The sequence below is a fragment of the Halobacillus sp. H74 genome (assembly GCF_052246715.1).
Classification (GTDB): Bacteria; Bacillota; Bacilli; order Bacillales; family Halobacillaceae; genus Halobacillus; species Halobacillus litoralis_A.
Genome location: NZ_JBQQCI010000003.1, coordinates 545,548 through 560,563 on the forward strand (window position 1 = coordinate 545,548; position 15,016 = coordinate 560,563).

The 15,016-nt window shown below is 42.1% G+C and carries 16 protein-coding genes and 1 tRNA gene; 13 read left to right on the top strand and 4 right to left on the bottom strand.

The window, feature by feature from the left end; all coding sequences use genetic code 11:
• The first annotated feature begins 150 nt into the window (after window positions 1–150).
• From trpE to ACTWPX_RS09115, 8 genes are all read left to right on the top strand, one after another.
• A complete protein-coding gene (gene trpE, locus ACTWPX_RS09080) occupies window positions 151–1,659 on the top strand; it encodes an anthranilate synthase component I (protein ID WP_443119448.1) in 1,509 nt (502 codons plus the stop codon).
• Window positions 1,656–2,678 carry an anthranilate phosphoribosyltransferase gene (trpD, locus tag ACTWPX_RS09085; protein ID WP_443119449.1) on the top strand — a complete coding sequence of 341 codons (1,023 nt, stop codon included), beginning with the start codon at window positions 1,656–1,658 and terminating at the stop codon, window positions 2,676–2,678. Before trpE ends, trpD begins: the two co-directional genes overlap by 4 nt.
• Complete coding sequence (trpC, locus tag ACTWPX_RS09090; RefSeq protein ID WP_443119450.1) at window positions 2,671–3,435, top strand: indole-3-glycerol phosphate synthase TrpC; 765 nt, start codon at window positions 2,671–2,673, stop codon at window positions 3,433–3,435. Before trpD ends, trpC begins: the two co-directional genes overlap by 8 nt.
• Window positions 3,432–4,088, top strand: coding sequence for a phosphoribosylanthranilate isomerase (locus ACTWPX_RS09095; RefSeq protein ID WP_443119451.1), 657 nt, complete (start codon window positions 3,432–3,434; stop codon window positions 4,086–4,088). The genes trpC and ACTWPX_RS09095 overlap by 4 nt, the downstream gene beginning before the upstream one ends.
• Window positions 4,072–5,262 carry a tryptophan synthase subunit beta gene (gene trpB / locus ACTWPX_RS09100; protein ID WP_443119524.1) on the top strand — a complete coding sequence of 397 codons (1,191 nt, stop codon included), beginning with the start codon at window positions 4,072–4,074 and terminating at the stop codon, window positions 5,260–5,262. Before ACTWPX_RS09095 ends, trpB begins: the two co-directional genes overlap by 17 nt.
• Before the next feature lies 1 nt (window position 5,263).
• Window positions 5,264–6,064 carry a tryptophan synthase subunit alpha gene (trpA, locus tag ACTWPX_RS09105; RefSeq protein WP_443119452.1) on the top strand — a complete coding sequence of 267 codons (801 nt, stop codon included), beginning with the start codon at window positions 5,264–5,266 and terminating at the stop codon, window positions 6,062–6,064.
• 36 nt (window positions 6,065–6,100) lie between these two features.
• Window positions 6,101–6,682, top strand: a complete 582-nt coding sequence (locus tag ACTWPX_RS09110; protein ID WP_443119453.1) for an anthranilate synthase component II — start codon at window positions 6,101–6,103, stop codon at window positions 6,680–6,682.
• Window positions 6,683–7,044: 362 nt separating this feature from the next.
• Complete coding sequence (locus tag ACTWPX_RS09115) at window positions 7,045–8,460, top strand: sodium:solute symporter family protein (RefSeq protein WP_443119454.1); 1,416 nt, start codon at window positions 7,045–7,047, stop codon at window positions 8,458–8,460.
• A 198-nt stretch (window positions 8,461–8,658) separates the two neighbouring features.
• On the opposite strand, the gene ACTWPX_RS09120 is transcribed toward ACTWPX_RS09115, so the two are convergent.
• Window positions 8,659–8,731 (bottom strand) — tRNA-Ala (locus tag ACTWPX_RS09120).
• Window positions 8,732–8,950: 219 nt separating this feature from the next.
• Between ACTWPX_RS09120 and ACTWPX_RS09125 the strand changes: the two genes are divergently transcribed.
• The 5 genes from ACTWPX_RS09125 to ACTWPX_RS09145 all read left to right on the top strand — a co-directional run bounded on the left by ACTWPX_RS09125 (window position 8,951) and on the right by ACTWPX_RS09145 (window position 13,110).
• Window positions 8,951–9,991: an SDR family NAD(P)-dependent oxidoreductase gene (locus tag ACTWPX_RS09125; RefSeq protein WP_443119455.1), complete on the top strand. Its 1,041-nt coding sequence runs from the start codon at window positions 8,951–8,953 to the stop codon at window positions 9,989–9,991.
• A 30-nt stretch (window positions 9,992–10,021) separates the two neighbouring features.
• Complete coding sequence (locus ACTWPX_RS09130) at window positions 10,022–10,870, top strand: alpha/beta fold hydrolase (RefSeq protein ID WP_443119456.1); 849 nt, start codon at window positions 10,022–10,024, stop codon at window positions 10,868–10,870.
• Between the two features lie 618 nt (window positions 10,871–11,488).
• Entirely contained in the window at window positions 11,489–12,184 is a 696-nt protein-coding gene (locus ACTWPX_RS09135; RefSeq protein WP_443119457.1) for a phosphatase PAP2 family protein, read from the top strand.
• A 55-nt stretch (window positions 12,185–12,239) separates the two neighbouring features.
• Window positions 12,240–12,407 (top strand): YqaE/Pmp3 family membrane protein, encoded by a 168-nt coding sequence (locus ACTWPX_RS09140; RefSeq protein ID WP_128524000.1) that lies wholly within the window; start codon window positions 12,240–12,242, stop codon window positions 12,405–12,407.
• Window positions 12,408–12,522: 115 nt separating this feature from the next.
• On the top strand, window positions 12,523–13,110 hold the full coding sequence (locus ACTWPX_RS09145; protein ID WP_443119458.1) for a class I SAM-dependent methyltransferase: 588 nt from the start codon (window positions 12,523–12,525) through the stop codon (window positions 13,108–13,110).
• Window positions 13,111–13,153: 43 nt separating this feature from the next.
• On the opposite strand, the gene queE is transcribed toward ACTWPX_RS09145, so the two are convergent.
• The 3 genes from queE to queC are packed head-to-tail and all read right to left on the bottom strand — an operon-like array spanning window position 13,154 to window position 15,007.
• The gene (gene queE / locus ACTWPX_RS09150) at window positions 13,154–13,882 is read right to left on the bottom strand and encodes a 7-carboxy-7-deazaguanine synthase QueE (RefSeq protein ID WP_443119459.1); all 729 of its coding nucleotides are present in this window, start codon (window positions 13,880–13,882) and stop codon (window positions 13,154–13,156) included.
• A complete protein-coding gene (gene queD / locus ACTWPX_RS09155) occupies window positions 13,875–14,342 on the bottom strand; it encodes a 6-carboxytetrahydropterin synthase QueD (RefSeq protein WP_443119460.1) in 468 nt (155 codons plus the stop codon). The genes queE and queD overlap by 8 nt, the downstream gene beginning before the upstream one ends.
• On the bottom strand, window positions 14,342–15,007 hold the full coding sequence (queC, locus tag ACTWPX_RS09160) for a 7-cyano-7-deazaguanine synthase QueC (RefSeq protein WP_443119461.1): 666 nt from the start codon (window positions 15,005–15,007) through the stop codon (window positions 14,342–14,344). The genes queD and queC overlap by 1 nt, the downstream gene beginning before the upstream one ends.
• Between the last annotated feature and the right edge of the window lie 9 nt (window positions 15,008–15,016).

Sequence of the window (15,016 nt, forward strand, 5' to 3'; positions counted from 1 at the left end):
GAGGTACCAGGATGAGCAGAGTAGAGTGAGCGAGGGATCATCAGACGAAGGAGCTGTTTGATTGCCTAGCCTTTTTATACCCATTTTTCACCCACTCGTTTTAATCCTCAACGTCTCATTCTCCATAATTCTATATGGAGAGGTGAGCACATGACTACTTATGAATCATTTAAAAGCGATGCCGAGACGTATCGCACCATCCCGATTACTCAATCCTTTTATACAGATACATTGACACCGATTCACATGTTTCACGCCCTGAATGATGAAGCGGTCTATATGTTAGAGAGCCAGGATCCGGAGTCGCCCTGGTCTAATTTTTCCTTCATTGGTTTAGATCCGATGATTGAAATCAAGGAAAAGAATCAGACGTTCTCAATTACTGATTTCCATTATAATTCTACCGAAAAAACGACATCCTTCGAAGCAGCTTTTCAAAAAGTTGTCGAAGACCTGCAAGTGAAGCAAGCAGATGTGGACTTACCATTTAAAGGCGGAGGCGTCGGCTACATCAGTTATGATGCGATATCTGATTATGAGCCTGTACCAAGAGCTCCGGAAGATGCACTGGATTTAGCTAATTACCACTTATTATTTTGCCAGACGTTAATTGCTTATCATCATAAAACGAAAGAGACGACCATTCTTTCATTTGCGAGAATGGGCAGACACCAAAATTCAAGAGACGTTTTCAACAGCACAAATGATCGAATCAAAGATATTCAAAAAAGGTTGATGAATTCAAAGGATTTGCCTGACTTGATGCTCCCTGGCGATTTGAATCAAAAGGAAACCGTACAATTTGGAAGTAATTATGAGCCTGATCAATATAAAGCGGACGTAGAAAAAATCAAAGAGTACATTCGTGCAGGTGACATTTTTCAAGCGGTGTTGTCGCAGCGGTTCCATACAGTTACGGAGCGGAGCGGTTTTGAATTGTACCGCGTGTTAAGGAATGTCAATCCATCACCATATATGTTCTTTTTGCAAATGAATAATCTGGAAGTGATTGGTAGCTCTCCCGAACGTTTATTGGAAGTTCAAGACGGGAGACTTGAAATCCATCCCATAGCAGGGACAAGGAAAAGAGGAAAGACTCTCGAGGAAGACAATGCTCTAGCAGAGGAATTACTGGCTGATGAAAAAGAATTAGCAGAACATCGGATGCTAGTAGATCTTGCGCGGAACGATATCGGCCGCGTTGCCGAGTATGGAACAGTCGATGTAAGCGAATATATGACGATCGGACGTTTTTCGAAGGTTATGCATATCATCAGTAAAGTGACTGGAGTATTGAAAGAAGAGGTGTCACCGATTGATGCGCTCATTTCTTCTTTTCCTGCAGGGACCTTATCCGGAGCGCCGAAAGTCAGAGCAATGCAAATTCTGAGAGAGCTTGAACCTACGCCAAGGAATCTTTATGGTGGAGGGATCTTATATTTAGGATTTGATGGAAATATAGATTCTTGTATAACTATCCGGACCATGACACTTGTCGGAAAAGATTTATATATCCAGGCCGGAGCTGGGATTGTCGCCGATTCTGATCCAGAAGCAGAGTTTCAGGAAACATTGAATAAAGCAAGTGCACTAAAGAGAACGATTCAACTAGCTGAGCAAGTTTTTGAGAAGAGCGGAGAAGGAGTGGAGACGAGATGAAAAATACACTGAGCAAAGTCGTATCCGGGGAAATGATTAGTGAGCAGGAAGCCTTCGAAACGATGGATTCGATTATGAAGGGTGAAACGACTACCGGCCAGTTGATGAGTATGTTGAGTGTCATGCGATATCGTGGAGAAACAGTTGCAGAAATGACAGGATTTGTCCGTGCTATGAGACAAAATATGACTAAGCTTGATATCGAAGACCCGACGATTGTAGATACATGTGGTACAGGGGGCGACGGTGCTTCTACTTTCAATATATCCACAGCCGTATCCATTGTGTTAGCGAGTATGGGAGTAAAGGTAGCCAAACATGGAAATCGGAAAGTTTCCTCTAGAAGTGGAAGTGCCGATGTATTGGAATCTCTGGGCATTCCGATTGATACGACCCCGGAAGAAGGAGCAAAAGCTTTGAGGGACAAAGGGATGACTTTCATGTATGCTCCACTTTACCACCAGGCAATGAAGCATGCGGGACCTGCCAGGCAAGAACTGGGGTTTCGTACAGTCTTTAATCTGTTGGGGCCGATGTCCAATCCGGCCAATGCTAAACGGCAATTAATTGGGATTTATGATACAGCATATGCTGAGAAAATGGCCGAAACCCTTCATAAGTTAGGTTCTACTCATGTTTTGTTAGCAACAGGAAGAGATGGTTTAGATGAAATCACGATGACAGGTGAAACCGATTTGGTGGAAATGAGAGATGGTAAGATTACTAGATTTACCGTAAGTCCTGAAGAATTCGGGTTATCCCGCGGACGTTTAGAGGATATCCGAATCACGGAAACCGGACAAAGTGCAAAGATCATTAAGGACGTTCTTTATGGGAAGGCGAATGAAAGTGCGCATACAATCGTGGTTATGAATGCGGCAGCAGGCCTTTACGTAGCAGGGAAAGCAGCTGACCTTCGTGAAGGTGTCCACCAAGTAGAAAAAGCTATTCGTGAAGGAGTGGCTAAAGACTATTTTGAGTCCATCATAATGGAGAAGGAGAATCGCCAATATGCTTGAAACCATCTTAGCAGTTAAGAAACAAGAAATAGAAAGACTTTTTTTGCCTGAGGAACACACTTTCACCCATCGTTCTCTTTTCAGCTCTTTAAAGTCTTCTCCTTATAAAGCTGGGTTAATTGCAGAAGTGAAGAAAGCCTCGCCTTCTAAAGGAATTATCCGAGAAGATTTCAATCCTGTTCGGATTGCTCATGATTATAATCATGCTGGAGTTCAGGCCATTTCTGTTTTGACAGACCAGCACTTTTTCCAGGGGCACAGGGACTACCTGACAGACATCAAACAAGTCGTTGATGTACCGGTATTGAGAAAAGATTTTATCATCGACTCGCTTCAAATTGCTGAGAGTGCTTATATAGGAGCGGATGCTATTTTACTTATAGGGGAAGCGTTAGAAGCTGAGAAGCTCCACGAATTGTACCTTCAAGCTTATGAACTGGGGATGGAAGTGTTGGTCGAGGTTCATAGTGAGGAGACATTAGAAAAAATACTTGCTCATTTCACTCCCCGTATTCTAGGAATCAATAATCGCAATCTTCATACGTTCGAAACTAAGTTGTCGCAAACAGAACGGATGGCTGAACTAGCACCGAAAGAATCTCTGGTGGTTTCAGAAAGTGGCATTTCTACACATGAAGATTTAGAGACAGTCGCTGGTTATGGTGCGGAAGGAATTCTGGTCGGGGAGTCGTTGATGAGGCAGCAGAATATTAAACAGGCAGTACGGGCTTTGTTGGAAGGAGTGAACGTATCATGAAAGAACCCATCGTGAAATTATGCGGCAATCACTCTCTATCCGATGTTGCAAAAACGACATCCTCAGATGCGTCACACCTTGGCTTCATTTTTGTCAGAAAAACGAAGCGGTACGTGCGTCCGGAATATGTCAGGCGCTGGGTGAAGAAAATCCGTCCCAAACAAAAACTGGTGGGCGTATTCATTGATCCGACATTAGAAGAGGTTGAAGAAGTACTCCACTTTGTTTCATTAGATGTCATTCAACTGCACGGGAACGAAACAGTCTCGCAGCTTTTAAGAATAAAAGAAGCATTCGGCTTACCAGTCTGGAAAGTGATTCATCACAGAAATGAAGGCATTCAACAAATGGAAGTGTTTCGCGGTGTTGCAGACGGGTACGTCATTGATTCTAAAGTACAAGGGGCGTCGGGTGGTACAGGTGTACGGTTCGATTGGGAGGCTGTCCCCATGTACAGGGACGCAGCTTATCAACAGGGGGTACCTTGTCTCATTGCAGGAGGAATCAAACCGCAAAACATAGCTGAACTGCTTAAATATAAACCGGAAGGCATCGACCTATCGAGTGGCATTGAAGAAAATGATGGGAAAGATATCAGTAAAATCCAAGCAATTATGAAAGAGGTGGAGCGGAATGTTGCAAGTATTTCCTGATTTTAAAGGACGTTATGGTGATTTCGGTGGAAAGTATGTACCTGAAACATTGATGGGGCCTTTACAAGAGTTAGAAGAATCTCTGGACGAGGCTATGAGCGACCCTGACTTCTTAAAAGAATACCATCATGTATTGAAAGAGTACGCTGGACGCCCTACCTCATTATCGTATGCTGATAAACTCAGTGGTCACCTTGGGGGTGCCAAGATTTATTTGAAACGTGAAGACTTGAACCATACAGGTGCTCATAAATTGAACAACGCCATTGGACAAGCTTTGCTGGCAAAACGCATGGGTAAAGAGAAAATCATTGCAGAAACAGGCGCAGGACAACATGGAGTGGCTTCTGCTACTGTTGCAGCAAAGTTCGGACTGAAGTGTAAAGTGTTTATGGGAGAGGAAGATATCCGCAGGCAGGAACTTAACGTTTTCCGCATGAAACTATTAGGGGCAGACGTCGTATCGGTATCAAGTGGTAATGGGACGCTCAAAGATGCCACTAATGAAGCGATCCGCTATTGGGTTGCGAACTGTGAAGATCATTTTTACTTAATTGGTTCCGTTGTCGGCCCCCACCCATACCCGCGTATGGTGCGGGATTTTCAACGTGTCATCGGTGATGAATCCAGGAAGCAATTTTTAGAAGTGGAAAACGAGCTTCCTGATCGAATATATGCTTGTGTCGGTGGAGGAAGTAATGCGATGGGGATTTTTTACCCTTTCTTAGATGATGGAAGTGAACTGGTCGGGGTAGAAGCGGCTGGTAAAGGAATCGATACCCCAGAACATGCAGCAACCCTGTCTAAAGGGACGCCTGGAGTGATCCACGGTTCAATGACTTATTTAATGCAGGATGAAAACGGTCAAATTACAGAGCCTTACTCCATCTCTGCCGGCCTCGACTACCCTGGCATAGGTCCAGAGCATGCCCATTTGTTCAAAACGAAAAAAGTTCGCTATGAAGCAATTACAGACGAAGAAGCGTTGAATGCATTGAAGTTACTGACAGAAAAAGAAGGAATCATCCCCGCTATTGAAAGTGCCCACGCCCTTGCTCAAGCATTCAAAGAAGCAGGGAATATGTCGGCAGATAAAACGATTTTGATTAATTTGTCGGGTCGTGGTGATAAAGATATGGCGACCTTGATGGAACATTTTCAGGAGGAGGTTTAACATGTTGACGAAAACACCTTTCCAAGGAAAACTGACCAAAACAAAAAATTTGTTCATTCCTTTTATCGTGGCTGGCGACCCGACTCCTGAATATACGATCCAGTTCGCTTTACGTTTGCAAGCAGAGGGAGCGGATGTTTTAGAGTTAGGTGTTCCTTACTCTGATCCGCTTGCAGACGGACCGACCATCCAACGTGCAGCTAAACGTGCTTTGAATGCGGGAATGTCACTCCGCAAAGCCATCGAGTTGGTGCCTGAATTGCGAAAACACGGTGTGGAGATTCCTATTGTTATTTTCACGTATTATAATCCAGTCTTACAAATCGGTCATGAGGAATTTTTCGAGTTATTAGACTACAACGGTGTGGAAGGATTATTAATTCCTGACCTCCCATATGAAGAGAGTGAAGAAATTCGGGAACAGTCGGAGCAGGCAGACATTGAGTTCATTTCTCTCGTGGCACCGAATTCAGACCGAAGAATCAAACAGATTGCTGAACATGCCAAGGGCTTTCTTTACTGCGTTTCAGCTCTGGGTGTAACGGGGGAGCGTAAGGAGATGTCTGCAGAAACTTTGTCCTTCATTGAAAAAGTAAAAGAACATAGCTCTGTACCTGTTGCGGTCGGCTTTGGAATCTCTACGAATGAACATGTGAAACTTGTGCGTGAACATGCTGATGGTGTGATTGTCGGTAGTAAAATCATCCGTTTAATAGAAGATGAACTGAACCATATTGAGAATGGAGAAGGTGACAAGGCCCTTGGGAACTTTTCCAAAGGGGTGAACAATCTCGTTCAATAGCTTTTTCAAAAGTAGAGCAGAGGGGAGTGGAGCAGAGTGATTTATATGATTGATCACTATGATTCTTTCACTTATAACATCGTCCAATATTTGGGGGAGCTAGGGGAAGAAGTCATTGTGCGGAGAAATGATGAAGTGAGATTAGAAGAGATAGAGGAAATTGATCCGGATTTGATATTTTTATCGCCGGGACCCTGTTCGCCAGATGAAACAGGAATCACTCTAAAAGTAATTGAAACATTTAAAGAGAAGAAGCCGATATTCGGTGTTTGTTTAGGACATCAAGCGATTGCACAAGTTTTTGGTGGAAATGTTGTACGCGCTGAAAAGCTCATGCACGGAAAGTCCTCACGTATCTTTCATGATGGGAGAGGAATCTATGAAGGAATCAACAACCCTATGGAAGCGATGCGTTATCATTCCCTCATCGTGGAGTTGAAGGATCTTCCTGAGTGTTTTGAAGTAACAGCCGCTACTATTGAAGGTGAAATCATGGGCATCCGTCATGAATACTTACCGATTGAAGGTGTACAATTTCACCCTGAGTCGATTGGTACGAATGATGGCAAGCAATTGCTGCAAAACGTAATCGAAAATCGGATGAAGGCACTAATTTAAGAAAGAGACGGAAACCTATTAATAGGTTTCCGTCTCTTTTAGTTAGGTCTTAAGAACTAATTTAACTACAAAATTCTGTCGGGAAATCATTGATTTATTTGAAATTTCATAACAGTAATGCAATTCTTGTAAGTGTTGCGGTTATCGCTTTCATAAAAGATTGTGAAAAAATGTAAGACTTGAAAAACGCTTGTAAATGATGCTTTTAAGAGGCGAAAAAAGCATTTTCACAATTCGATAATCTATGTTAATTTAGATAACGTTGTGTTCAAAGGGAAAGAAAATGCATCGGCCGGTGTTTTCACAAGGAAGCAAACCCAGGACTCAGCAAACAAAAAACATCAGGAGATGATTTAGTAGTTATGGAATTGCAACAAGATCCAACTCTGCTTTGGTTTATAGCAATCTATGGAATAATTATGATAGGTATTGGTATTTTTATGTCGAAGAAGGTGGCCGGCAGTGAAGATTTCGTATTAGCCGGTAAAAGTTTAGGGCCTTTCGTTTTGATGGGGACCCTTCTTGCTACCTGGACAGGAAGTGGAAGTATTTCTGGTGGAGAAACGTCAATGGCGTTTACATATGGAATTCTACCTTCCTTGATGATGATGCTCCCAACGTTAGTCGGAATTATCATTCTTTATGTTGTCGCTCCAAAGATCCGGGAGTATGGAAAATTCACCGTAGCCGGAATTCTGGAAGCGAAGTATGGTCGTACATCCCGTAACATTGCGAGTGTCATTATCATCCTTGCTTATGTAGGAATCGTATCTTATCAAATGAAAGGCTTCGGATTCATCCTTAATTTAACGACTGGTATGACAGTACAAACAGGTACAGTAATCGGTGCCGCAATGATTATTTTCCTTGCGATGATCGGCGGTCTTCGTTCTGTATCTCAAACGGACGCGATCAGTGGTTTTCTAATGGTTGGTGGATTGATCATCACTGTACCGACAATCATTTTTGTTGCGGGTGGATGGAGCGAAATCGTCGCTAACGTCCCAGAATCCCACATGAGTGCTACGGGTGGTTTGACAACCATCCAAATGATCGGTTATTTGATGCCTTCCTTATTCTTATTATTAGGTGACCAAAACATGTACCAGCGTCTTGCCTCATCAAAAGGGAACAAATCAGCTAAACGGGCTCAACTTGGATGGTTGATTGCGATGCTCATCATATCGCCATCCATTTCTGTTATCGCTTTTGCTTCCCGTTCGATCTTCCCGGACATTGATCCTGGGATGGCTTTGATGGCCACGACGGTAGCAATGCCTATAGCGGTCGGTGGTATTCTTTTAGCAGCTGCAGCTTCATTCATCATTACTACAGGAAACTCTTATTTGCTATCAGCAGCTACCAACTTGACCTATGACCTTTATGGTAAATATGTAAATAAAGACGCTTCAGATAAAAAGCTATTAGGAATGACGAGAATCTTCATTGTAGCCCTTGGTCTATTCGCATTCTTGATCATAAGTTACTTCCCAACAGTCTTAAGTGTACAGATGTACGCTTACACGGTATACGGCGCAGGGCTGACGCCTGCAGTTCTGGCTGTTTTCTTCTGGAAACGTGTCAATGCAGTCGGCGGTGTTTCTTCAATGGTAGCAGGTGTAGTAGCTACATTGACTTGGGAGATCATCCTGCAGCAGCCGTTTGAAGTTAACAGTGTAGTAGTCGCAGTACCTGTGGCTGTCATCGTCTTAATTGTAGCCACACTATTGACGACGAAGAACGGTAATCAGACGAATCAAGTAACTTCCAATGCTTAATTAAGGAATAAGGGAACCTCCCGGGCATCTGTATTGATACCCGGGAGGTTTTTTGATGTTGAGTTGTTATAGATACCATTCGAAAATTCATTTCCACTGTCAGTTACTAAAAACGAGCAGTTTCGCAGGTATTTTGATAGAGAGAACACAAAAAACACCCTTTCCGTGAAACCACAGAAAAAGGGTGTTTTTAGGAAGTGGAGCATATCGGGCTCGAACCGATGACCTCTTCGCTGCCAGCGAAGCGCTCTCCCAGCTGAGCTAATGCCCCATAAGATTTGCGGACAATTTCTATTTTATATAGAGCACGAAAAAAAATCAAGGGGAAAATAATCTACCTCCCACTTTAAATTGATTTTCCACTGGTTATGTTTGGAAAGGCATACTTAAGGGTGCTTTCTATCCTTGAAATGTGTTAAAATTTTGCTATGTGCAAAAGTCTTTACAAGTGTAAAATTTTAGCAAATAGATATCTGGGTGGGAAAACATCATGAATATACTTTTAACCGGTGTGACTGGATTTGTAGGCAAGAGGTTGACCATGCGTTTACTACAAGAAGGCCATGCTGTTTATGCCATAGTTAGAAATGAAGAAAAAGCCAATCATTTAATAGACTCCGTTCCGAAGCATTTAAGGGAAACGCTATATTTATTCATGGGTGACATTGGAGAACCCAGAGCAGGCCTGGATGATGAGAAGGTACTAGAATTGAAGGGAAAGATCGATACCGTTTACCATATGGCGGCTTATCTGTCTTTCAATGATGGAGAAAAAGAGAAAACTTACCATGTGAATGTCGAAGGTACAAGACAACTGTTAGAACTCGCGAAAGAGATTGAAGTGGATAACTTTTCTCATGTAAGTACTGCTTATACGTTAGGCAATCAAGTACATGCCACAGAAGAATTACATTCCATGGAACAATCATTTGTGAATGAATATGAAAAAAGTAAATGTCAGGCCGAACATCTCGTTTATACCTATAGGGACAGTTTTAATGTGAATATTTACCGCCCCTCCATTATTGTAGGAGACTCAAAAACAGGAGAAGCTGAAACAACGTTTGCTTTATATGGTGTGATGAGAAGCTTTGAAATTCTTCAAAAACGAATGGAAAGACAAAAAGATACACCACTCAAGAAGGTCAAGTTTTTGTGCAACAGTGATACGGCGCAGAATCTGGTGCCTGTAGATTATGTGGTGGATGTATTAGTGCTGGGGTTGAACCATGCGAAAAGGAATGAAATCTATCATATTACAAACTCCCATCCGCCGACGAATCAAATGGTGTTCGAGACGTTAAAAAATAACCTTCGCTTCAACCAGGTCGAGTTGGTGCCTACATCTTTTGAAGGGGAATTAACAGAACAAGAGGCGAAGTTCAATGAACCTATGAAAGTCTTCCATCAGTATTTGAACAGGACATTAACATTTGACGATTCAAACACCCAGCAATTGTTGAAAGAAAGTAATAATCTACCTCTCGACTTCAATGAAGAGGTACTTAATACGATCATTTCCGGGCGTTAGGGTCAATGTAAAGGGTGTAATAAGACAACTATGATAACTATGATGAAGGGAAAAGGGATTCCCTTGAACTATGAAGCCCATATCAATGATAGACGTAAAGAATGGATTGTGTTTTTTCACGGGTTTGGTGGAAATCATACCATTTTCAATAGGCAGATCAGTCATTTTAAGGAAGATTATAACCTCCTGTTTGTCGATCTGCCTGGACATGGGAAATCACCGGATTTCACCGGGGAAGAAAATGTCCTGGCGTTTACGAGTAAGAAAGTGATAGAACTCCTTGATCAAGTGGGTGTACGACAAGCTCACTTGGTTGGTGTTTCATTGGGGACGATCGTCATGCAGGATATAGCCACTAAGTTTCCCGAACGGATCAAATCCATGGTATTATCAGGCGCTGTCGGGAAATGGTTGTGGTGGGGAGAGGCACTCGGAAAATTCACACTGACCTTCCCAGTCCGATCATTATTACCTTATATGATTCCATTTGTGACCTTCGCCTATATTGTCTTACCAAAGAAGAATCATAAAAAATCAAGGGATGTATTCATAAAGGAAGCACTAAAGCTTGGTAAAAGCTCCTATATCAATTGGTTATTCACGGTGAAGGACGCCCATATGATATACAGAACATTGAGAAAGCAAGGAAATCGAATCCCCAAACTGTATATATCCGGCGAAGAGGATCATATGTTCTTGAAGGGGATTACCACACACGTGCGCAAAGAAAAGGAAGCAGAATTACTGATTTTAAAAGAATGTGGGCATGTATGTAATATCGAAAAGTACCCTCAATTTAATCAGCATGCATTGAAATTCTTTGAAAGCATTGATAACGAAGTTCTTAAAAGAAAGCTTGAAGCTTCTTCTGGATTGTAGGATAAAAAAACCAGTTTAAAAAGATTCCGCTGAAAAAGACTTCTCAATATAGAGGAGCTGTTAATGTTTGTTTTTGTTTCTCACGAATCGTTTGTCGGTGGTGCTGTTCCCTCATGTGTCACCACAGAATGCTCCTCGTGGAAACAACAGCGGCCCATCTAAAAAAGTGATTTTTTATTTAAAAACAAAGAAAAGCATTCTTTTTCTTGTACATTGAAAGAAGCCAGGTTGAACGATGAAATCGTCCAACCTGGCTTCTTTATTTGATGCATAACTCAAAAAGTTGCAGTTCTTCAGTGACCTCTTTAAAAACCGTGTTTTTTATATGGACTGAACAAGCCACTTGGAAATATAAAGTTCATCCACCCCTTACGAATTTTCCGCTTGAAAAGATAGGTGTTTCATCGTTTTACAGCCAATCGAATCTTCGTATGATGAATCAATCTGAGGCTGCCCTTCATGTATATTTCTGTATTTTGGTATATATTAGGTGTGAATATAGGTTTTGGGTGGGAGGGTGAAGTGGTATAAAGTCCAACGGGGTCCGAAATAGTTTTACATACTTATAAATAGGGGAACCATCTTTAACGGCGGTTATGCAAGGTAAGGAGGAAGCGGATGTTATTTTCAGGGACAAAGATTAGTGATCTTTCAAAAGCCTCTCTCATTTTAATATTGGCAGGCTTTGCCATCATAGGAGGGGCGGTTTACTTTTTCACAGAACTTGCTGCAGATGTACTGGAAAAGGAAAAATTCTTCATTGATCGCACGGCTGCTGATTTTGTTAAGTCGATCAGTACTCCTTGGCTGGATACTGCTTGGGGCTGGATCACGGAATTAGGGTCAGTGCTGGTACTCACCATTGCTTCAGTGGCAGTGCTCATCTATTTATTCTTCTTTTCCCCATACAGCCGTTGGGTGGCCATATACTTCATGGTCAACATGATTGGTATCAGTTCATTGACAAAGCTGTTGAAGATTACTTTCGAACGAAAAAGGCCAGAAGTGCTTGCGGAGCATGATGGAACAGGGTTCAGCTTCCCGAGTGGCCACTCAACAGGATCCATTGTATTTTATGGATTTATTATCTATTTGTTTGTTATCAGTCCATTAAAAAAACAATGGAAATGGTTGATCAACATCACTTTAGGATCGTTAATTCTATTGATCGGTCTTTCGCGTGTTTACTTAGGCGTTCATTACTTCACAGATATTGCTGCAGGATTTTTATTCGGTCTCGCTTGGCTGTTCGTCTGTATTGTAGCACTGGAAATCACTATTTGGCATCAACGGCGCCGCCAAATGAAGTTATAAAACTTGGAAAAGAGGGAATAGTCAGGAATAGATACTATAAAGGAGTGAAGCATCGATGTTATACATCTTAGTGATATTCTTACCTCCTTTGGCTGTCCTTTTCACAGGAAAGCCGATGAAGGCATTATTGAATTTGATTTTGACGATGTTGTTTTATGTGCCGGGTGCAGTCCATGCTGCCGTGGTCGTGAAAGGACACTATGATCAAAAGAAGCGAATATAAAGGTCGGGCGGATCCATCAGGGATCCGCCCGTTTTCATTTCTTTGCCAAAACGCTGAAACAATATAATAGTAACGGTCATATATTATCCTATGTTTGAAAAATAGGGGGATAGTAATGACAAATGATCATCACAGGTCGAAAGATGAAATACATGATTACTGGGTGAACAATAGCTTTCCAGACCGATACAAAAATAAGGTTGAACGCAGTGAATTTCTTACACCACATGTGAAGAAGTACGTAGACAAAGATGCTAAAGTTCTTGAAATCGGCTGTAATGTCGGCAGGAACTTAAATCATCTTTTTGAACATGGATATGAACAACTATCCGGGATTGATATAAGTGAAGAAGCGCTGCAAGAATTGAAAAAAAGCTTTCCAAAACTGGCGGATAAAGCTGACCTTAACAATGCTCCTGTAGAAGATTTCATCCCTACACTTCAAGATGGCCAATTTGACTTGGTGTTCACAATGGCTGTGCTTGAACATATTCATCCTGATAGCGAATGGATCTTCAACGAGATTGTTCGAATAACTTCTGGTTATTTGATTATAGTGGAAGCAGAAAACTACAATCATTGGAGGGTTTTTCCGAGAAAATACAAAGAGATCTTTACTGGTTTAGGAATGCAGCAAGTATATGAAATGCCATGTGAAGCGGCAGGATTGAAAAAGTACACAATGAGGGTTTTTAAAAAATAGGAAGAGGGGCTCTGTAACTGAGAGCTCCTCTTCTTATTGCAGCTTATACCCCGCGTTTATTTCCCCATACAAGTGCATGTACCTGAGGAAGGACACGGACCCGGTTCAGTTTTGAAGAAGCAACCACTTGATCGATCAGCCATTCATACTGAGTAAGTAAATGACTCGCCAGTGAACTTGATTCATTCTCTTCTAAATCATCGTTTCCGACTTGAAGGAAAAAGGGTACTTCGGGATAACGCTGGTGAACATCTTCCGCATAACCTAAATCTTCTTGATTGAAAATGACGACTTTTAAACTTGTATGTGGTAAACGGCCTCCTTCGCGTAAACGGAATAGGATATCATCAAGTACCATCCAGTTCGTCTCCATTTTAGAACTTGGCGGTTTCGGTGATATCGTCAGGTCATCGATGTCCAAAAACCAATCCTGCCAGCGGCTTCCTTGTGTTTCAAGAGCCACTTCTATCCCTTCTTCATGTAGTGGTTCAATCAATTCATGAAGGTTCTTTAATAATGCTGGATTACCGCCTGATATCGTGACGTGATCAAATTGGCTGCCACCTTCTTCAATCAAACGGGAAACAATTTCTTCAGAAGTCAGTCGTTCGATATCTTCTTTTGCACTGCCATCCCATGTAAAAGCAGAGTCGCACCAAGCGCAGCTGTAATCGCAGCCAGCGGTGCGGACAAACATGGTTTTCCTACCGACGACCATCCCTTCTCCTTGAATGGTCGGTCCGAAAATTTCCAGGACAGGGAACTTATTCATGGGTCATCCACTCCCTTCGTGCTTCTGCAAAGCTTGTAGGGGTTTCATACAATTTAACAAACTCCACTCGGCAATCTTTTTTGTCGGCCGCAAGTGATTCTTCCATTTTCTCATAAATCCATACGACCATATTTTCGGCTGTTGTGTTCATATTTGGCAATGTATCGTTCAAGTATCGATGATCGAGATGGATTTCAATTTGTTCTTTCCAAATTTTCTTGATCTCACCGAAATCGATGACGAGACCGATGTCGTCGACAAAGCCGCTAATTCCAAAAATCACTTTGTAGGTATGCCCATGGAGGTTTTTACATTTACCTTCATAACAGTGGAGATGGTGGGCAGCGTCAAAGGAAAATTCTTTGCTGACCATTACACGCTTTTGATGGTATTTAAGCTCCTGGCGCTTGATGTCCTGATCGATTTTTTGTAGGTTTTCCACAATTGTAAAACCATACATTATTGATTCACCTCTTTCTGCGCTACATATGTCTCAAGACCATTTCGTCGCAATTGACAAGCAGGGCATTCGCCGCAACCATCGCCACGGATCCCGTTGTAACAGGTCAGCGTCTTTTCCCGGACATAATTGAAAGCATCCAGCTGATCTGCCATTTCCCATGTTTGAGCCTTGTCTAGCCACATCAAAGGGGTGTGGACGACGAAATCATCTTCCATGGACAAGTTCAATGTTACATTCAATGATTTGATGAAAATGTCCCGGCAGTCCGGGTATCCACTGAAATCTGTTTCGCACACGCCTGTCACCACGTGTTTAGCACCGATTTGTCTTGCCAGGATAGTTGCGAAAGATAAGAAAAGAAGGTTACGCCCAGGAACAAATGTGGAAGGTAATTCACCGTCTTCACCGTCTTTCACTTCGATATCATTACGAGTCAAGGCGTTAGGAGCCAATTGGTTTAATAACGACATATCGAGGACATGATGTCGAACATCCATTTCCCCAGCAATTTCTCTGGCTACTTCAATCTCTTCCTTATGTCGTTGGTTATAGTCGAAAGTGACGACTTCAACATCATCGAATTTCTTCATTGCCCAAAAAAGGCAGGTCGTGCTATCTTGACCGCCGCTGAAGACAACGACAGCTTTATTGTTTTTTTCCATAAAAAAATT